The sequence below is a fragment of the Candidatus Blochmannia sp. SNP genome, assembly GCF_036549215.1.
Lineage (GTDB): Bacteria > Pseudomonadota > Gammaproteobacteria > Enterobacterales > Enterobacteriaceae > Blochmanniella.
The window spans coordinates 591,519-613,562 of sequence record NZ_CP144371.1; the positions used below are offsets into that span (position 1 = coordinate 591,519).

A 22,044-nucleotide genomic window follows, 5' to 3' on the forward strand; every position below is an offset into this window, starting at 1 on the left:
TTTACCATGTTTTTCCAATACTAAATTGAAACGGTTCTTCTATATCTCCGAGGTATTTTTTTATTAATTTTGAATAAGAAAAAATTACTGGCCCAACTGGGGACATCCATTTTAATGCTATACCACCAGACATACGAATATTACTTGGAATACTATAATCTATAATACCAGCTCTTTGTGTTGCTTCCGTATTTTTCCAAAAAGTATCCCATACAGTACCTGTGTCTAAGAAAAGAGAAATACGTGCTATATCAGAGTATTGTACATTAAAAAATGTAATGGGGATAATTAACTCAGTTTTAAACAGAGTCATTGCATTTCCGCCAATAGAATCCTGAGAATTTTGTATTGAACATATAGCATAGTTTTTTTCAGAGTAGTTACAATGATAATAAGCGGCTTTTGGACCTATACTATTTAGTCTAAATCCACGTATTGTCCCAATCCCTCCAGCATAAAAATTATCATAAAAGGGACTTTCTTTTTTATATATACTTCCTGCATAACCAGCATGTATGGAGTTCATTAATATCCAATTACAATTTTGATCTAGAGGTATATATTTTTTGCTATTAATTATAATTTTATAATATTGATTGTCAGAACCAGGTAATGCTAAAGTGCTGGATACATTGGTATACATCCCATTTGTAGGAAAATAGGCGTGATTTGTGTTGTTAAAAGTCCATCCTGAGGCTAATAAAAAATCATTTGTGTTAAAATTAATGGTATTACTAAAGGTTTTATTATTGGTTGTCGTTTTTGGATGAATTTTTGTAGATGTTAGATAACGATATATTGCTACTTGAGGGGCTATTTTACTTAGATGATTAGATGCATAGTTTAATCCTATATTAAATGTATTGTATTTAATAATTGGATATAAATAATTAATATTAATTCCGCAATTTTTTAAATTATAATCTGATAAACTCGTATTATTAGTATTTAAATTATTATGAAATATTTTTCCGCCTATGCTAATATTATTAATATTACAGTAAGGTTTTAAAGCTGATATTTCAGAATAAGTTTGATAGTGATTTCTAGTACTGGCAATAGATATAGCATTTCCTGAACCTAATATATTCTCTTGATACATTCCAAACTGTAAATTCATACCGCTCTCTGTTCCAAATCCGACACTTAAGTTTAAATTACCAGTATTGTGTTCCTCGACTTTGTAAACAATATCAATTTGATTTAACATATTTGGAACATACTCAATATGAGTATTTACAGTTTTAAAATAACCAAGGCGCTTAAGTCGGTTTTGATCTTGAATGATGCGAGTATAATCTAATTGCATTCGTTCTGTTTGATGTATTTCTCTTCGAATTACTTCATCTTTAGTAACATTATTACCTTCACAACGTATTTCACGTACATAAAATTGATGTCCTACATCAACATATATACATAATTTTATCGTTTTATTATTGTCATCGATTTTTGGATCTATTGAGATGATAGGTTGAATATATCCATGTTTGCTTAGCAAATATCGTATTTTGTATTCTATTTCTTGAATTTGATTATTATTATATAGTCCTCCAGAAGAAATTTTAATATATTCCTTAATATTATGGAAATAATCTAATATATTTCCATATAATTCTAAAGAATTAAACGAATATTGCATTCCTTCAGTAATATATAAAGATAAATAAATATTTTTTTTATCTGGTGTAAGATCAATTTGTGTTTCATCAATATGGAATTTGGCATAACCATGGTTTACATAAAAATTATAAAGTGTGTCTAAATCATGAAATAATTTTTGTTTTTGATATTTCTGACTAGATAATATATCCCACCATTTAATTTTTCTATATAACTTAAATTGTGACAAAAGTTGTTTTGTATGGAATATGTGATTGCCAAAAATATTGATTTGTTGAACTTTAGCGGTTTTACCTTCGGTAAACGTTATTTGTAAATCAACTCGGTTTCTTGATAGAGGTACAGCTACAGCTTTGATTGCGGCTGTAAATTTACCAAAATTATGGTATAAATTTTCCAATTCTTTTTTTACTTCAAAAACATAAAATTCATTAAACGGTTGGCCCAATTGTATTTTTTTTTCATGTAATATACTTCTTATTGTATCTTCTTTAATTATTTTATTTCCATAAAAACTAATGTTATCAATAATTGGACGTTCTTTTACCCGAATTATAATTATTCCTGTTTCGTCGTTAGATATACTAATTTCTTCAAAATGTTCTGTAGAAAATAGCGTTTTAATACTATTTGCAATATCTTCATCATTAATAATGGCCCCAATTTTTAAAGGTAAATTAAACAATACTGTATCTGAAGAAATTCTTTTTAATCCGTCAAAATAAATTTTGTTTATGATACAATCAGCGCTGTATGCTATGTCACTAATTATTAGTAATAATACTATAAATATTTTTTTCATCACATTATTATTATTATTTTAATTTTTTAATTCAATTATATTTATTATTACTATAATCTGGATATATCGTTTAAAAATGCTAAACACATTATTAATATGAGTATAATAGATCCGATGATATAACCAAAGTTTTGTATTTTTTTTGATATTTCTTTTCCTTTTATTTTCTCTATTATAAAAAAAAACAGGTGCCCGCCATCTAATGTTGGAAAAGGTAATAAATTGACAATTCCTAAATTGATACTGATTAACGATAAAAACATGAAATAATAGATTAGTCCAGATTGAGCTGATTCTCCTGCTCCTTTTGCTATTGCGATCGGTCCTCCAAGGTGGGTTATTTTAATATCTCCAGCAATTAATTTAAATAATGTGTTAGTTGTTAGATACATTAATCTCCAAGTTTTTTTGAAGGCTTGTAATATAGCTGCATACAAGCTATATCGATGGATTGTATAATATTCTGCTGGGATGTCACTAATAATCTTTGGTAAAATACCTATAATATCTTCTGCTTTATCAGAATGAATCAGATTTTTTTTGTTTGGTGTTAAATTTAAGTGAAGTATTTTATTTTTCCGTTCCACAGAAATTTTAAAATTTTTTTCTGGGTTATTTTTAATAGCTGTAGTAACTGATTCCCAGTGATGTATTAATTGATCGTCGATCGATATAATTTTATCTCCAATTTTTAAACCAGCTTGTTGTGCGGAAGAATTAGGTTTTATTCCGGATAAGATTGGGACAATGTTTGTATTAAAAGGAAGAATACCTAATGTTATTATGGGGTCTTTTGTATTAGTAAGATTGTTAAACCAGTTACGAGATAAATTAATGATATAGGTTTTAATACACGTATTATTTGTTGATGTTGTAGAGATAAGAAGTTTTTCCTTACCTACGCTATTGAAAATTTCTAATCGGACTGAATCCCAATCATGCGTTTGAATATTGTTAATTGATGTAATTTCTACACCAGACTGTATGCCTGATTGAGCAATAATAGAATTGGGTATGACAGAATGTATTATTGGCTTATATACAGGTACCCCTATTATAAAAATTATTACATATGATACAACAGAGAAAATAAAATTAAAAATAGGTCCTGAGGCTACGATAATACTTTTTTTCCAAATATGTTGGCAATTAAAAGCATTATTATTTTCTTGATTGCAATAGATTGATGTGTCTTGTGTATTATATAATTTTACATACCCGCCAAAAGGAATAGCGGAAATCGCGTATTCAGTATCATTTGAGTCACGCCGACTCCATAAAATGGGACCAAATCCTATAGAAAATCTTTCTACTTTTACTTTTAAAATCCGTGCTGCTATAAAATGTCCATATTCATGGATTGTGATAAGTATTCCTAATGCAAGGACAAATGAAGCTAAATTCCAAAAAAAATGTAATAACATGATTTTTATGCATTCTATTTTTAATTATTAATATTGACTTAATAATATCAGACAAGTAAAAATTGGGACTGCAGCAACTAAGCTATCAATACGATCTAATATTCCCCCATGTCCAGGGATTATATTGCCGCTATCTTTTATACCAGATTCTCGTTTAAACATACTTTCAGTTAAGTCTCCTATTATAGAAGCTATAATTGCGATTATAGAATAAATAAATATGATAGATGGGTTTATAATATTTATTGGTATATATTCTATGAATAACCAAGCAACGCCTATTGATATTAGCATACCTCCAATAAATCCTTCCCAGGTTTTTTTAGGAGATACAGTTTTTAATAATTTATGTTTCCCTAATGTTTTTCCAATGACATATGCACTTGAATCATTAATCCAGACTAACATTATAATGTATAGTAAATACCATTTCCCAATAATGTTATTATTGATATGATAAAACTGATGCAATGTTAATGTTCCCCAAAAAAATGGTAAAATTGTTAGTATTCCGAAAAAAAACTGCAATATGTTAGATTTTTTCCAGAAATTAGCTGAATTAGGATAAGACAATATTAATATAAATGCTAATATCCACCACATGATGATAATGCTGCTAAAAATATACCAAAAAATACACCAGTTGCTAACACATAAATAATTTTGAAATGTCATAATCATTGTTATAGCACACAATAATCCAAAAATAATACATACCCACGTTCGGTGTATATAAATGGGGAACTGCATTATTTTGCCCCATTCCCATGCACTAATTAGACAGATAATAGATACAATAATTGAGAACTGTATAATAGGTAACAAAAATATTATAGAAATAGTAATAGGAATCAAGATAAACATACTAATTAAACGATTTCTTAACACATATTTTCCTTATTTTTATGTTTTGTTTAAACTAAATAGATGCGCTGTTCCCAAATCGCCGCTCTCGTTTCATAAAAGTATTTAATGCTCTTTTAAATGTAATATCATTAAAATCAGGCCATAATACATCCGTAAAAAATAATTCAGCATACGCTATTTGCCAAAGTAAAAAATTACTAATACGATGTTCCCCTCCTGTTCGGATCACTAAATCTACTGGGGCTAATTCATGCATACACACATATCTGCATAAAGTATCTTCGTCAATTTGGTTAGGACTTAATATTCCTTTTTGTACTTGTATGGCAAGTTGTTTTACTCCTTGAATGATATCCCATCGTCCTCCGTAATTTGCAGCAATATTAAGTTTTAATCCACTATTTTTAGAGGTTAGTTTTTCAGAACGGCGTATATTTTTTTGTAATTTAATAGTAAATCGATTAGTATCTCCGATGACTTGTAGTTTAATGTTATTCTTATGTAGAGCATCGATTTCGCTATTCAGCGCCTGATCGAATAATTGCATTAAGGAATCAATTTCTTTATCGGGCCGTTTCCAATTTTCGCTACTAAATGCATATAGAGTTAACGCATCAAATCTATAATTAACAGCAAAATGAACAGCGCGTCGAACTGCACTAAATCCAGCTTGATGCCCAATGATACGTAATTTCCCCCGTGTTTTTGCCCAACGGCCATTACCATCCATGATAATGGCGACGTGGCGTGGTAACAAATCAGATGAAAAAGTGCTAAGGCCTTGGTTATGTTGAGATAATGTCACACTTATTTATTTTCCAAACTAAATAATTATATGTTAAATAAAAATATTACTTATAAAAAATAAACGCTAATAATTATAAGCGGATTAAATTTCTACATAATTTTATATCATTAAAAGTGTAATAATATGATAATTTGTTCAAGACCACATCGGTTATCATACAATACATATTGATGTCGCTTTTTCACGAGCTTTTTGATCAATATATAAAACATCTTCTATATCATTAGGATCATTTAAGTTTATTTCATCAAGTACATAACGAATAATATCAGGAATTTCAGTGAAGGAAATCATTCTATTTAAAAATGCTTCTACGGCAACCTCATTTGCTGCGTTTAAAATAATAGTCGCTGCTTGACTACAATTATCAGCGTCTATTGCTAATTGCAAGCACGGGTACTTTTGACTATCTAATTGTTCAAAAGATAATTTGTTAAGACAATCTACGTTTATATTAGATAAGGTTTTCAGTTTAATTCTATTAGGATAAGCCATTGCATATGCAATAGGAACTGTCATGTCTGGAGGAGCTAAATGTGCTAGGATGTTTCCATCTTCATAGTATACCATAGCGTGGACAATAGATTGTGGGTGCAATAAGATTTCTATTTCATTAGGTGTTGCGTTAAATAGATGGCGTGCTTCTATATATTCTAATCCTTTATTCATCATGGTAGCAGAATCTACTGATATTTTACGCCCCATAGACCAATTGGGATGAACACAAGCTTGTTCTGGTGTTATTGTGGTTAATTTTTCTTGTGGTATTTTAAAAAAAATTCCTCCAGATGCGGTTAATACGATACGAGAGACGCCATACTCAGATAAAGATAAATGTCCTAAATTTTTTTGACATGTCATTGGTAAATTTTGAAAAATTGCATTATGCTCACTATCTATAGGTAGTATACATGAATGGTATTGTCTAGATTCTTGCATAAATAATTTTCCACAAGTAACTAAAATCTCTTTATTTGCTAATAATATTTTTTTGCCAGCACGTAATGCAGAAAAAGTAGGTTTTAATCCAGCAATTCCAACTATAGCCGACATAACCATATCAACATTATCAATTGCTGTTAATTCACAGGCACTTATTGATCCAGATAGTACTTCAATATCATGTTTCCCGGCTGTGATTAAATTTTTTTTCAATATTTTTGCAGAATCTTCACATATCATACATGCAAATTTAGGGTGCATCATTATACACTGTTCTGTCATTACGGAAACATTATTTTTAGCTATTAATGCGTATACAAAAAACTTATCGGGGTGTTGTTGTATTACGGAAATGGTAGCCTTTCCAATAGACCCGGTGCTACCTAGAATTGTTAAAGATTGCATGTTCGTAAGCCATAGTATTTATAGAATATATGAATTAAAAATTTATGTTTGTTGTTCACGTACACAGGGTTGTATATAGCTTATAATTTAATATTTAAAATTTCATTAATTCTGATTCTTTTTTTATTAAGATAATATCAATTTCTTTAATCCAAATATTGGTTAATTTTTGAATTTTGTTTTGAAAATCATACTCTTCATCTTCATTAATCTCTTTGTTTTTAATCAAAATTTTGATTTTATCATTAGCAATACGACGTATATTTCTTACGGATATTTTGCTTTTTTCTGCTTCAGTTCGTACCATTTTTATTAAAGTATGACGACGTTCTTCAGTTAATGAAGGTAATGTAACTTGAATAATATTACCATTAGAAACAGGAATTAATCCTAAATTAGACATAAAAATAGCTTTTTCTATTGATTTAATTGTTTTATGATCGAAAACAGTAATAGCTAATGTACGCGAGTTTTTTGCTATTGCATTTGCTAATTGGGATAATGGAGTTGGTGTTCCATAGTAATCTATTCGGATATTATTTAACATATTTGGAGAAATACGACCTATGTGAATATTATTTATATTTACTTTAAAGTTTTTGATGCATTTTTTCATATCTGTTTCTGAATTTGTTTGAATGTTATTAATTGTATTCATCACATCATATATCTCTGTTTTATATTGTTATATTAAAAAGTAAATTTATGTAAATTTTATATTTAATTTTAGCAAATTTTTTAAATTATTTGGTTATTAAAGTTCCTTCTTTATATCCCATTATTATTCTTTTTAATGCTCCAAGTTTATTGATGTTAAATATATGTATTGGTAAGTTATGTTCTCGTGCTAATGTAAATGCGGTTAAATCCATAACTTTCAACTCACGCTCTAATACATCTCGGTAACTTAATTGTTCATATAGTGTGGCATCAGGATGTTGAATGGGATCAGTAGAAAATACGCCATCTACTTTAGTTGCTTTAAGTACTACATCTGCTTTAACTTCAATACCGCGTAAACAAGCTGCAGAATCAGTAGTAAACAAGGGATTGCCAGTGCCAGCAGCAAAAATTACTACCCAATTATTAGACAATAAATTAATAGCCTTTACCCAATTATAATGATCACATACCCCACTTAGTGGAATAGCTGACATTAAATGGGAATGAACATAAGCACGATGTAATGCGCTTCTCATAGCTAATCCATTCATTATAGTTGCTAACATCCCAATATGGTCTCCAACTATTCGATTGATACCAGCTTTAGCTAATCCAGTGCCACGAAACAGATTACCTCCTCCCATAACTATACCAATTTGCACGCCTATGGTTACTAGTTCTTTAACTTCTATAACCATCCGATTTAATACAGTGGTATCTATTCCAAAACCTTCGGTACCTTGTAGAGCTTCTCCGCTCATTTTAAGCACGATACGCCGATAAATTGGTTTTGTGTGAGTTACCATTAATTATATTCCTCACAAAAAATGGTATAAATAGAAGCAGGCGTTAACTCAGTTAAGTTATTAAAGTAAAATATGTATGTCAATAATTATTCTGATTGATTAATGTAATTAATACAATTTCTATTCTTAAAATATTGAATATATCTACTTCAAAAATTCATGATCATCTGTTGTAATTAAGTAATTAAATGTTGTATATTAATAATTATTAAATATTAATTTATATATTCTCGCCTAATTCAAAACGAGCAAAATTATTAATTTTGATATGATACTCAGTTAATAATTGTTCTATTGTTTTGTTAATATCCATTATGAAGTTTTGTTTTATTAATACAACGTCATTTAAAAATTTATTCATACGCCCTTCAGTTATTTTTTCTGCAATTTTATATGATTTTCCAGAGTTTATGGCAATATCCATTTGAATATGGTATTCACGAACCATTACATTTTTAGGGATATCGTCTACATTAATGTATTTGGGGTTTTTCGCTGCGATGTGCATAGCAATATGTTTAACTAAATCTGCAGTCACATCGCCACTAACGTTTACTATTACCCCAATTTTAGAGCCATGTACATAAGATCCTAAAAAATTACCTGTTAATACAATAATTCTACGAATATTTATATTTTCTCCAACTTTTGAAATTATATTGGAACGTTGTTCTTCAAATCTAGTTTTTAATATATCAATATTGTTAATTTTTTCATTTAATGCTGTAATTTTAACAGTTTTAACGAATTCTTGAAAAGTACTATCTTTGGCTACAAAATCAGTTTCACAATTTATTTCTATCATAACACCGTATTGTCTATTGGATGTAGTTTCTACTGCGATTAAGCCTGATGATGTTATGCGTCCAGATTTTTTAGAAGCAGTTTTTAGGCCAGATTTTCTCATATTGTCTATGGCTAATTCAATATTTCCATTGGCTTTGATTAGAGCTTGTTTACATTCTAGAATACCAATGCTAGTACGTTTACGTAATTCTTTAATTAAGTCATTATTAATGTTAATTATTTTTTTTTCCATAGTAATATCATCATATTAGATAGAGTATATATGATTCTACACGTTTTATGATCAACATAATTTGTGTGTAGCTATTATTATTAATTATTGAGCACGATCTACATGTATTACATTAGAGATTATATCTAAATATAGATTAATAGCACGTATGGCATCATCGTTACCTGGAATAATAAAGTCTATTGCATCTGGATTAGAATTTGTATCAACGATTGCAAAGACTGGAATGCCTAAACTATTTGCTTCTTTTATAGCAATATGTTCATGTGTTGCGCCGACAGCAAAAATTGCATCTGGCAACCCGCCCATGTTTTTAATACCTCCCAAACTATTTTCTAAATTAACAAGCTCGCGATTTAATATTAATGCTTCTTTTTTGGTTAATTTTTTAAAAGTACCATCTTGAGATTGAATTTCTAAGTCTTTTAGACGTTTTATAGATTGGCGTACTGTCTTCCAATTGGTTAACATTCCCCCTAACCAACGATGATTGACAAAAAATTGATTACAGGCAAGCGCTGTTTTTTTAATGGCTTCACTGGCTGCGCGTTTGGTACCTACAAATAAAATTTTTCCCTTTAATGAGGCAATTTTATTTAATTCAACTAAAGCTTGTTTAAACATTAATATAGTTGTTTCTAAATTAATAATATGTATTTTATTACGAACGCCAAAAATAAAAGGTTTCATTTTAGGGTTCCAATAACGAGTTTGGTGACCAAAATGAACACCAGCTTGAAGCATGTCACGTATAGAAAGTTTTTCCATTATTACGCACCTCGGTTGACTGTTAAATATATTATTTATAATATTGATAATTGTTGGTATCTAAACATAGATAGATTGTATTGTACATGTTATAATTAACTTAATAGGTTAGGAACGAAGAATAATTTTTACAATAGAATAAAACAGGGAAATAGTTAATAGATATTTTGTAATAAAATATATTTATTTACTACTGATAGTTATAAATAAGGGGTTTCATTTAATGTAATTTATTTTCATTCAGAAAATTGTTTTGTGTATTCTATCATATAATAGAAATGTTGGGATGTTGCATATTCATCAATATTAAATCTGTAATTATATATTATGGCGATTATTATTAAAACATCTGAAGATATAGAAAAAATGCGAATTGCTGGAAAATTAGCCGCAGAAGTATTAGAAATGATTGAGCCCTATATTCAACCTGGAATTAGTACTGGAAAATTAGATACAATTTGTCACCATTATATTACGAAAATACAACATGCTATTTCTGCTCCTCTTGGTTATCATGGGTTTCCTAAATCTATTTGTACATCAATTAATGATGTAGTATGTCATGGAATTCCAAATGATTTACATAAATTAAAAGAAGGCGATATTGTAAATATTGATGTTACAGTAATTAAAGATGGTTTATATGCTGATACTTCTAAAATGTTTATCGTTGGTCAATCAACAAAATTGGGATTTGACTTATGTCAAGCTACTCAAAAAAGTCTTTATTTGGCAATTCACATGATTAAACCAGGGATACGTTTGAAACGTGTAGGTCAATCTATTCAAAGATTTGTGGAGAAACAAAACTTTTCAATAGTAAGAGAATATTGCGGACATGGAATTGGGAAATTTTTTCATGAAGCTCCTCATGTATTACATTATGATGCTGACGATGAAGGTATTATATTACAATCTGGAATGACGTTAACAATAGAACCTATGGTAAATGCAGGCAGTCGTCATATTTATACTGAAAATGATGGATGGACAGTAAAAACAAGAGATCATAATTTGTCCGCGCAATATGAGCATACTATTGTTATTACAGAAAATGGATGTGAAGTCTTAACGTTACGTTCTGATGAATCTTTACCGTCTATTATTAGACATTATAGTTAATAGTATATATATATATATATTTTATGTTAAAAATTTTTAAATCAATATATTATAAATTATAATGAATAGATTAATTGGAACAAGTGCAATATTACAGATATATATACAGAAATTTATATGTGTGTATTTCTGGATAAATTTGTTAATAATGTATGTTATTTAATAAATATAAATGATAATGTGATTAGGTTAGAAATTAAAGTTATGCATGTACTTATAAAATATGGAAAGATTTTTTAATCTAGGATATAACTAAAATTGCAGATATGTTTAGTGTAAATTTATAGTATACTATATAGGTAAACAAAGAAATTATGTTTTAAAGTTATTAAAAAATAAGATTTTTTAATACATTATGTGTCATGGATGTAAAATACATGAATCAGTTACAAAAAATAATAGAAAGCGTTTTTGATAAAAAAGAATATATTTTAAAAGATAATATTGATTGTACTATCAGAGATGCTGTTTGTGAAATTATAGATGGATTAGATAGTGGTAAATTACGTGTATCAGAAAAAATTAATAATAGGTGGGTTACTTATCAATGGTTAAAAAAGGCAATTCTTCTGTCATTTTATACTTTAGATAATAAATTGATAACTTGGGGCGATGGTCGTTTTTTTGATAAGTTTCCTATGAAATTTTCTGGATGGGCTGCTACACATTTTCAAAATAAAAAATTTCGGGTCATTCCACCAGCTACTGTACGTTATGGTGCTTATATTGCTGATAATACAGTAATTATGCCTTCTTATATTAATATTGGTGCTTATATTGATACGGGAACCATGATTGATACTTGGGCTACAGTTGGATCTTGTGCACAGATTGGAAAGTATGTCCATTTATCTGGAGGCGTTGGTATTGGAGGAGTTTTAGAGCCAATTCAAACTAATCCAACTATTATTGAGGATAATTGTTTTATTGGGTCTCGTTCCGAAATTGTCGAAGGTGTGATTGTTGAAAAAGGAGCTGTAATTTCTATGGGAGTATTTATAGGACAAAGTACTAAAATATATGATCGAGATAGCGGGAATATATATTATGGGCGTGTTCCATCTGGTTCAGTTGTAGTTCCTGGTAGTTTGCCGTCTAAAGATGGTCGTGTTAATACTTATTGTGCAGTAATAGTAAAAACAGTAGATTCTAAAACTAAAGATAAAGTTAAGATCAATGAGTTATTGCGTGATACATATTAATAAAATAATTTTTTTATTTCAGATTTGACGTTATGGGGGTGTTATTTATATTTTCTATTTAAATTAAATTTTAGTTTTTTGTTTTATTTATATATATAAATTGATTGATAATTAATTTCATAAATGGTTTTTTGAAAAATATATTATATTTCAAGTCAATACTATCTATAACAATATGGTTTTTAATCATATTAAATAGCTTTAGTTATGTTTAAGTATGATGAGGTTATAGACTATGTATAGCTTAAATGCTTTAGAATTGCCTTTGTGTGGAATGAATTTAATTGAAGCTTCAGCAGGAACTGGTAAAACATATACACTGATAATAATTTATCTTAGGTTGTTATTATGTTTGGGGAGTAAATCAGATTTTTCCCGGCCTTTAACAGTAGAAGAAATCCTTGTAGTTACCTTTACTCAATCTGCAGCACAAGAATTGCGTTATCGAATAAGAGAAAATATTCGTCAATTTCGATTAGATTGTATACGTGGATGTAGTAATAATTTTTTGTTTTCTAAATTATTATCAAAAATATGTAATAGGAGTGTAGCTATAAATCAATTATCTGAAGCAGAAAAAAAAATTAATCAAGCATCTATATTTACTATCCATAGTTTTTGCCAAAATATTCTAAATCATAATACAATTGAATTAAATATGTTGTTTAATACAAATATCGTTGATAATGAAACCACATTATATCAACAGGTGTGTACTGATTTTTGGAGACAGAATTTTTATGTGCTTCCATTAAATATAGTAAGCTTAATTAAAGAATATTGGAATGATCCAAATGCTCTTTTAAATGATATTTTTCCTTATATTTACGGATCTAGACCCAATTTTCATGACTATGATGAGTATGAAGAAAAAAAAAATATTATAACTTATTATGAACAGATCTTAGTTTATATTAATACTATTAAAAAGAAATGGAGTGAAAATAAAAGTAATATAATTGTTGTTATTCATACTTATAATATTAATCGTAGAATATATAACGAAAAAAATCTAATGCGTTGGATAAATATAATTAATCAATGGGCTGAACAACCAACAATTAATCACATTATACCTAATGAGCTAAAGCGCTTTAGAGAGACAGAGTTAAAAATACATAATGATCATAGATCTAGTCATGTATATTTTTTGTTTCATACTATAGAAAAATTGTATAAGCAGTTGTCATTATTTAAAGCACTAATATTTAATATCGCAATAAATGAAGTGCGTAATAATCTAAATGACACCCAACATTTAAGATCGGATATCACTTTTAACGATCTTATTAATGTTTTAGTTACTAGTTTAATTAAAGATAAAGGAAATAAATTAGCATGTACAATACGTGCACGTTATCCAGTAACAATTATTGATGAATTTCAAGATACAGATCAGCAGCAATTTAAAATCTTTCATATATTATATAGTAATTATTCAAAAAACGGTCTTATTTTAATAGGAGATCCCAAGCAATCAATTTATGCTTTTCGTGGAGCAGATATATTTGCATATATGAAAATACGCCGAACAATATACAATAAATATCATCTCAATATTAATTGGCGTTCATCATCAGGTATAGTTAATGCTGTTAATCAATTATTTCAATTTGTACCTAATCCATTTATTTTTGAAGATATTCCTTTTATTCCTTCGGTAGCGGCTAGTAAAAATAGTATGTATCGATTTGTGATCAATAATCAATTACAAACATCTATGTGTTTTTGGGTACATCCCGCTAATTTAATTACAATAGATGACTATAAACAAGCAATGGCGAAGGAATGTGCTACTGTCTTATGTAATTTATTACACGAAATACATAATGGGACGGCTTGGTTGGAGGACGAAAATCATAAAAGAAAATTAAAAATATCAGATATAGCTGTATTAGTACGAAATCATGAAGAAGCATCGCTTATCCGTGTTGCTTTGTCTCAAGTAAACATATCAACAGTATTTTTATCTAATCCTAAAAGTATTTTTGAAACAATAGAATCTTATGAATTATTATTATTGTTAAGAGCAATTTTATTTCCAAAGCGGCATGTAATTTGTACTGCTTTAACAACTGTTTTTTTTGGGTTAAATGCAACTGAAATTGAAAAAATTAATAATAATGAATCTAAATGGGAGCAAGTACTTGAAGAATTTGTTGAATACCATTCAATTTGGAAAAAACAAGGTGTGTATTCAATGATACAAAAAATAATTTTTTTCTACAAGGTACCAGAGAAATTATTATCTATACAAGGAGGTGAAATTGGTTTAGTAAATATTTTACATTTAGGTGAGTTATTGCAAAATGTTTCAATACAACTACAAGATGAGTACGCTCTTATAGAGTGGTTAATATTAAAAATAACACACCCAAAAAATAAGAGGATATCTGACCAAACCTTACGATTAAGTAATGACCATCAATCAATAAAAATTAGTACAATACATAAATCTAAGGGATTAGAATTTCCATTAATATTTTTACCGTTTGCAGCAGATTTTAATTATAAAAAAAATTTTTTTTATCATGACAGGAAATCATATGAAGCTTATTTAGATTTTAATATATCAGAATCGAATTTAATATTGGCAGACGAAGAGCGTTTGTCAGAAGATTTAAGATTATTATATGTAGCAGTAACTCGTAGTATTTATCATTGCTCTATAGGTGTTGGTTCAATAATACGTAGATATAAAAAGAAATCTAATATCAATGATTTACACCATAGTGCTTTGGGATATTTAATTCAAAAAAAAAAATCTGGCAATATAGAAACATTAAAGAAAAATTTAAAAAGGTTAAGTTTTTGTTCAAATGGTGATATTTCTTTTTGTGTTATCCCACAACTTCAAAAACCGTGTTCTTATGCACCATCTATTATGCCTAATCAATTTTTATCTGCAAAAAAATGGAAGGTATCTGAAAATTATACTCCATGGAGTATCACAAGTTTTAGTGCATTAAAAAATATTGGTGTTGAAACATGTTTAGATTATCAGAAACAATTAAATTTTAATGAAGATATTCAATTTCAGGACAATGATATTTTATTAACCCCGCACACTTTTCCTAAAGGAAAAGTGTGCGGGAGTTTTTTTCATAGTATTTTTGAAGTTTTAGATTTTAGAAAATTTGTAGATATGAAATGGTTACGCATACATATGGAAAGATATAACATCGATCCTATTTGGAAATATGTCATTCGAGAGTGGATATATATAATACTCAATACTCCACTTGATAATGAAAATTTGACTCTTTCACAGATAATTGATGAAAATAAGAAAACTGAGTTTAAATTTTATTTACCCATTAATACATATTTAACACCACAAGCATTAGATCGTTTATGCAAATGTTACGATCCTTTATCACGTAAATCTGAATCGCTTGATTTTTCAGGACTAACAGGAATGTTGCAAGGTTTTATTGATTTAATTTTTTATTGGAATCATCGATATTATTTGTTGGATTACAAAACTAATTGGTTAGGAACGAACAATAATTCTTACGTTTGTTCTAAAATAGAACAAGAAATGATTAAACGTCGTTATGAGTTGCAATATCAACTTTATACTTTAGCGTTGCATCGTTTCTTACGTAATAAACTTATATCTTATGATTATGAAAAAGACTTTGGAGGGGTGTATTATTTATTTATACGAGGAATGGATGGCACACCATTTAGTAATGGTATTTATTTTTCCCGTCCATTATCAATATTTATTAGTAAATTAGATAATCTATTTTTTAAAGGATAATTAAAATAGCGTTATATACGTAATATTTAATTATCACAAGAAATTAAAAAAAGTACATTTTTATATAAATAAATTAAATGTGATATGAAATTTTATAAAAATTAACATCTTTATTCATTTTAAGGGTGAAATAATGTATTTATAATGTAATTATGTACAATAAGTCACTGAATTATAAAAGCATATAGATTATCGATATGAAATTAAAAATTCATAGTTGTTTTGATTAAAAGCGCATAATTTTTTGATAATTAACATAATAATGTAATATTATTAATTATAATAAGATAAATTTTATGATTTTTTATGAATGAAAGATATTACTAAAAGAGCCTTAAAATTAGGGTTGTGGAATACATTAGATATACAGTTTTCTGATATGTTAACTCTGCCTATTTCTGATAACAATAGATATAATATAAAAGAAGCATTAATATTAGCTGGCGCGACATTAAGTGCTCACGTTAGATTTGGCCATGTTTGTTTACCTTTGTGTTTAATTACTTTTGATAGATTATTTCAAGGAAATCATCCTGAATTAGCCTATGTAATACATAAAAAATTAGGAAAATTATCGATAGATGATTGGCAAGAGTTATTACTTTCTTGTTCTGCAGTTAGCGATGGATCGGAGGTTACTCCGTTAGTGTTAGAAAATAAGCGTTTGTATTTATATCACATGTGGAAAGATGAGTGCATAGTTGCTCAATTTTTTAATTATAAATATCAGTCAAATATTCTGAAAAAAGAAAAAATAATTTCTGTGTTAAACCAATTATTTCCTATAATTTACACAGAAATTGATTGGCATAAAATAGCTACTGCTATTGGAATAACACATCAAAGAGCACTAATTTCTGGAGGACCTGGTACTGGAAAAACATCAATTATAGCTAAAATAGTAGCGGCGCTATTGCTATGTAGCAATCGTAATGACTTAAAAATAAAAATGATTGCTCCAACAGGAAAAGCAGCAACTCTTTTAACTGAATATTTTAAAATAAATATAAATAATATCTTACAATTAGATAAAACTTGTTTACATAATTTACCGGAAAAAGCTACTACTTTACATAGTTTATTAGGAACACAATTATATAATCAAAATATTCAATATGATTGCTTAAATCTCATGCACTTAGATCTTTTGGTTATTGATGAAGCTTCTATGGTCAGCTTATCTATGTTTGCTCAGTTATTTTTGATACTTTCACCTCAAACAAGAGTTATTTTTTTTGGTGATCAATATCAATTATATCCAGTAGAACCCGGATCTGTGTTTAAAGATATATGTCAATTCGCTAGTTTTCAATACTCTTATAAACGTTATCAAGAAATTGTAACTTTTACAGGTTATGAATTGCCCATTGTATCTTATTCTGAGTCGTTTACACATTGTAATTATAATAGTATTATTGATGGTATGTGTATACTGAAGAAAAATTATCGATTTAGTGAACGATCAGGAATTAGCCAATTGGCTGATGCTATAAATTTGGGAGATTATAATCGTGTTTTATCATTATTGACTTCAAACACACATAAGGATTTGTATTATATCTATGTTGTAGGGAAAGAAAGCTATGTGAATATGATTGTTAATTGCGCAATGGAATATTCTAATTATTTACAAAAATTACAACATACTCAAATGTCTAAAATAAACATTTTAGAATTTTTTAATCATTACCGAATATTGTGTGCATTACGTGATGGTCCATTTGGTGTGATAAGAATTAATTATTATATTGAGAAAATATTAAGTGAGAAAGGATTAATTAAATTAAACAATTCTGGTAACTATATAGGTAGGCCTATTATTATATTACGTAACAAACCATCTTTAGGATTATGTAATGGAGATGTTGGAGTATTGCTACTAAATGATCAAAATAAATTATCTGCATATTTTATTTTACCGGAAGATAAAGTAAAAGTTGTGCAGCTATATCAATTACCAGAACATGAAACTTGTTTTGCTATGACTATACACAAATCACAAGGGTCTGAGTTTAAATATATTGCAATAGTATTGCCTAATAAACACACGCCAATATTAACACGAGAATTACTATATACTGCTGTTACTAGATCTCGTCAGTGTCTTTTTTTATATGCAACAGATCATGTAATTATACATAGTATTAATCTTGTCACAAAACGTTATAGTGGATTATACGATAGAATAAAAGAGCACGTAATATCATATGATGATGCGATAAATTAAATTTTTTTGTGATTTTATTTATAGAGTTTATTATGTGGTTATATATGCGATCTAATGTATAGAAACTTAGGATTTTTTAAGCATATTTTCATTAGTACATTATATATTTTGAGTTGTTATATTATTCTATATTTCATAAAATTGAAAAAATAATGTTCTGCAGTTGCGGTAATTTTAGCCATGTGTTCTTCATTTAAGTCAAATGGAATAATTTTACGTAAATAAGGGTCGTAGCTCTCTCTAAACAGGGAATATTTAGTACCTTTCCAAATTTGTATTAGTTTTCGACACGCTTCTTTTTGACAAGAAGGATTTGAGGATATTTTTTTAGTATTCCAGTCAAATACATGATTCATCCAAGCCCCTCCAGACTGATATAATAATAGTACTGGTGTATTTACCCCAGTACAGTAACCTAATACTAAAATTAGTAACAATTTTTTTGCATGCGATTTTGAGAAATTAGGAAAATGCCATACATCATCAACACCAAATAGTCTACTATCTCCTTTTCCGCCTATAGCACAATATGTTACGTGCTCTAACCATAATAATAATATATCTTTCATGGAAAGATATTGAGCTTTCCAACGTATTAATCCATTTTTTTGAACTGTAGTTAATTGTCCAACTAGTTCAATCGTATCAAATACCAAAGAAATATCTAAATTATATTTTTCGATATAATGGTGTTCTTTTATTTGATTTGCCAATATTCTCATTTTTGAGTGTTGTTTCGCCCAATATAATTCTCCAAATGCGCCGTAAGGTAAAATTCCAGAAGCATATATACTATAATATAATTCATCAATATTTTTATCATAGATTAAGTAATTAGTTAATTTTGTATTTACTTCATATCGATTTAATCCATCTACAGAGAAAGGTTCATCATTTAGTAATTTTGATGTATTTTGATCAAAATACACGTTTAAACGTTTTTGAAACCACATGCGTACTGGATGGCGATAAAAATTATATAAATCTTGAAATATTATTTTTTTTATGGCGTAATGGGGAAGTGAAGTATTGAAATTTGGGTAAATCGCTCGAGAGTTAGGTGTATTAATATTTAGTGTGGGCAGCCATTCTTTGGCAAAACTCTGTTTGTCATTGTCAGGATTGAAATTTTCAGGAGAAAAAGGAAATGGATTGTGCCATTGGCATAAGCGTTGACGTATATATTTTATATTAATATCTATTTCTATATTTTTATGTTCTTTTAAATAAAAATTTAAAGCAATATATTCAAAAAGTTCATTAATTAACGCAGAAGGATAATTTATGGTATTGTCATACATTGAATGTTCAATGAAGCTAATATATATTCGTTCTTGAGCTATTAAAAATGCTAGTAAAAATGAATAGCAATCTTTTTCATATATGTTATTATCATTTTTCCGTGGATTTTTAGCTATTAAGTTAAAGTCTGGCAGTATTGTATTGCGAGGAAATAAATTATCATTCATACCTAAAAAACAGACTACTTTACAAGGAATACAGAAAGCTGGAGTAATATCACAAAAATTAATTACATTTGGTATAAATCGATGTATTATTTTATTTTGATGTAATTTATAACATAATTTTTCTCGTAAAGCTGTTATACTAATAGTTTGAGTATATTCTGCTTGTATGCCTGATTCTAATATATTTCTGCAGCAATCCTTTAATAAAAGTAAAATTTTATTATTCTTTGAATCTAGATGATCGTGATAAAAAAAATCATCAATTATTTCTTTAAAATAAAATTTCCATTTTTTTAGAGTGTAAGGGTGATTCAATCGATCTCTCCACTTTTTTAATGTTTTTAAAAATTCTCCTAATTGACCAATAATATTAGTATGTTCTCTGATTGTAATATCGTCATATGGGAGAATTTTCTCCCATATTTTATTTTGGTCTTTTATAGCATAACCTAGTAACATTCGAGTTAATCCAAAATTCCAAGTATTTTGATTAGTAACAGGAAAATTAAAGTTATGCATGGTGAAATTGTCAAGCCCCCATCTAATACCAGATTTAACTATCCATTGGCTCAATAATTCAATTTTTTCTTTATTCATGTTAAACCGAGCAGCAATAGATGGTACTGTTAAAAATGATAAAATTTCTTCAGAGGTAAATCTACTAGATGATATCTTAAGTATATTGAGAAAAGTTGATATAATTGGATGTATATTTTTTTTATGCTTATCTCCAATATTAAATGGTAAGTGTCGACCTTGTATGCTATTGAATACAGTTTGAATTGCTGGTTCATAACGATGTATATCAGAAGCCATAACTATGATATCTCCTGGAGTCAACAATGGATCATTTGTAATCATTAACAGTAAAGTGTTATGTAATACTTCTATTTCTCGTTGAACACTATGGCAAATATGACAAGTAATTGATTGATCTGCTGGTGGTAAAATATATCTCTGACGGGGTTTTGGTATTGGAATATTATCGTCAGTTTGTATATTGGTTTTGTAATTATAAAATTCTAAGATATCTTTCTGTACAATGTGAAGTACAGAATCTTTTTTAGGGATGACAAATGATTTTAGTTCAATTTTATCTGTTAATTGAGTAAATAGAAACAAGGTGTTACGAGCAGTATTGCTCCATGAATTTAATAAAGGATGATTTATGTTAGCATGATTATTGCGGCTATAAATACGAGTAGAAACAGATGAAGATGAGTATAATGAATTATTATTATATAATTGGTTTGCTTGTTGTGTTCTACCATATGAATTTTGGTCAGACGTATCGTTAGGATTATGATAATAAGGATTTATAAACCATAAATAAATATCAATGTGGTAACTTAAAAATTTTAAAATTTTAAAATATATAGGAGGTATGGATGTTATTCCAAAGATAAATATTCTACTTGGTAGATTCCAATTTATTTTTTTTAAATTTTTAAGAACATAGATACAGTGTTGTAAAGGATTAATATTACTGTTTGGTTCTTGCTGATTACATTGTGTATTTTCCAGGAAACAACGCCATATTTTTGATTGCCAAATTTGATGTGTATTATCTAAATAATCTATAATTTTATTAGATTGCCAACTATTTAGCCAATCTGGACGATATATTAAATATTGAGTAAATAGATCAACAAGTTGTTCAGAAAATTGACTGATTTTTTGTTGATTTACATCATGATTTAGATATTTTTCTATAATAGGGCAATTTTTTTTGATTTTTGTTTGAGACAATATTTTCATAAATTTCCAATACATAATGGAACGAGAAAAATTATTTACTATGGAACCGTTAGGTGTTACGTTATCAACAATGTTTTGTATAAAAGATGTTAAAGTCATAAATGTGATGTTGCATGCGATACCAAAGTGGTTGGCTAGTTCTATTTGTATCCATTGATCTATAATACTATGTTCTGTTAATATTATTTCAGATTGCATTGGATTAGATAATAATTTATTCGACATGATACTAATTAATAGTTTTTTGAATAAATTCGCCTGGTTAGAATGATAAATAATAAGCATTAATTTATAAATTATTAAAGTAAAGAAAATATATTTATATATATTTCTAATACATGATGTTTAGTTTT

At 28.0% G+C, this 22,044-nt stretch carries 14 protein-coding genes; 4 read left to right on the top strand and 10 right to left on the bottom strand.

Annotated elements, in window-relative coordinates; all coding sequences use genetic code 11:
• Position 1: 1 nt before the first annotated feature.
• From bamA to rpsB, 9 genes are all read right to left on the bottom strand, one after another.
• The gene (gene bamA / locus VOI34_RS02460; protein ID WP_331828285.1) at positions 2 to 2,425 is read right to left on the bottom strand and encodes an outer membrane protein assembly factor BamA; all 2,424 of its coding nucleotides are present in this window, start codon (positions 2,423 to 2,425) and stop codon (positions 2 to 4) included.
• A 50-nt stretch (positions 2,426 to 2,475) separates the two neighbouring features.
• Positions 2,476 to 3,849, bottom strand: a complete 1,374-nt coding sequence (gene rseP, locus VOI34_RS02465) for a sigma E protease regulator RseP (RefSeq protein WP_331828286.1) — start codon at positions 3,847 to 3,849, stop codon at positions 2,476 to 2,478.
• Between the two features lie 27 nt (positions 3,850 to 3,876).
• Positions 3,877 to 4,737 carry a phosphatidate cytidylyltransferase gene (locus VOI34_RS02470; protein WP_331828287.1) on the bottom strand — a complete coding sequence of 287 codons (861 nt, stop codon included), beginning with the start codon at positions 4,735 to 4,737 and terminating at the stop codon, positions 3,877 to 3,879.
• A gap of 31 nt (positions 4,738 to 4,768) precedes the next feature.
• The gene (gene uppS / locus VOI34_RS02475; RefSeq protein ID WP_331828288.1) at positions 4,769 to 5,521 is read right to left on the bottom strand and encodes a polyprenyl diphosphate synthase; all 753 of its coding nucleotides are present in this window, start codon (positions 5,519 to 5,521) and stop codon (positions 4,769 to 4,771) included.
• Positions 5,522 to 5,677: 156 nt separating this feature from the next.
• The gene (gene ispC / locus VOI34_RS02480) at positions 5,678 to 6,871 is read right to left on the bottom strand and encodes a 1-deoxy-D-xylulose-5-phosphate reductoisomerase (protein ID WP_331828289.1); all 1,194 of its coding nucleotides are present in this window, start codon (positions 6,869 to 6,871) and stop codon (positions 5,678 to 5,680) included.
• A gap of 94 nt (positions 6,872 to 6,965) precedes the next feature.
• Positions 6,966 to 7,532, bottom strand: a complete 567-nt coding sequence (gene frr / locus VOI34_RS02485; RefSeq protein ID WP_331828290.1) for a ribosome recycling factor — start codon at positions 7,530 to 7,532, stop codon at positions 6,966 to 6,968.
• 82 nt (positions 7,533 to 7,614) lie between these two features.
• The gene (gene pyrH / locus VOI34_RS02490; protein ID WP_331828291.1) at positions 7,615 to 8,340 is read right to left on the bottom strand and encodes a UMP kinase; all 726 of its coding nucleotides are present in this window, start codon (positions 8,338 to 8,340) and stop codon (positions 7,615 to 7,617) included.
• 220 nt (positions 8,341 to 8,560) lie between these two features.
• Positions 8,561 to 9,367 carry a translation elongation factor Ts gene (tsf, locus tag VOI34_RS02495; RefSeq protein ID WP_443092757.1) on the bottom strand — a complete coding sequence of 269 codons (807 nt, stop codon included), beginning with the start codon at positions 9,365 to 9,367 and terminating at the stop codon, positions 8,561 to 8,563.
• A 96-nt stretch (positions 9,368 to 9,463) separates the two neighbouring features.
• Complete coding sequence (gene rpsB / locus VOI34_RS02500) at positions 9,464 to 10,147, bottom strand: 30S ribosomal protein S2 (protein WP_331828293.1); 684 nt, start codon at positions 10,145 to 10,147, stop codon at positions 9,464 to 9,466.
• Positions 10,148 to 10,474: 327 nt separating this feature from the next.
• On the opposite strand from rpsB, the gene map reads away from it, so the two are divergent.
• The 4 genes from map to recD all read left to right on the top strand — a co-directional run bounded on the left by map (position 10,475) and on the right by recD (position 18,464).
• A complete protein-coding gene (gene map / locus VOI34_RS02505; RefSeq protein WP_331828294.1) occupies positions 10,475 to 11,269 on the top strand; it encodes a type I methionyl aminopeptidase in 795 nt (264 codons plus the stop codon).
• A gap of 377 nt (positions 11,270 to 11,646) precedes the next feature.
• Positions 11,647 to 12,471, top strand: coding sequence for a 2,3,4,5-tetrahydropyridine-2,6-dicarboxylate N-succinyltransferase (dapD, locus tag VOI34_RS02510; protein WP_331828295.1), 825 nt, complete (start codon positions 11,647 to 11,649; stop codon positions 12,469 to 12,471).
• 235 nt (positions 12,472 to 12,706) lie between these two features.
• A complete protein-coding gene (gene recB / locus VOI34_RS02515) occupies positions 12,707 to 16,237 on the top strand; it encodes an exodeoxyribonuclease V subunit beta (RefSeq protein WP_331828296.1) in 3,531 nt (1,176 codons plus the stop codon).
• A 310-nt stretch (positions 16,238 to 16,547) separates the two neighbouring features.
• Complete coding sequence (gene recD / locus VOI34_RS02520; RefSeq protein ID WP_331828297.1) at positions 16,548 to 18,464, top strand: exodeoxyribonuclease V subunit alpha; 1,917 nt, start codon at positions 16,548 to 16,550, stop codon at positions 18,462 to 18,464.
• A 116-nt stretch (positions 18,465 to 18,580) separates the two neighbouring features.
• On the opposite strand, the gene recC is transcribed toward recD, so the two are convergent.
• A complete protein-coding gene (gene recC / locus VOI34_RS02525; protein WP_331828298.1) occupies positions 18,581 to 21,976 on the bottom strand; it encodes an exodeoxyribonuclease V subunit gamma in 3,396 nt (1,131 codons plus the stop codon).
• Between the last annotated feature and the right edge of the window lie 68 nt (positions 21,977 to 22,044).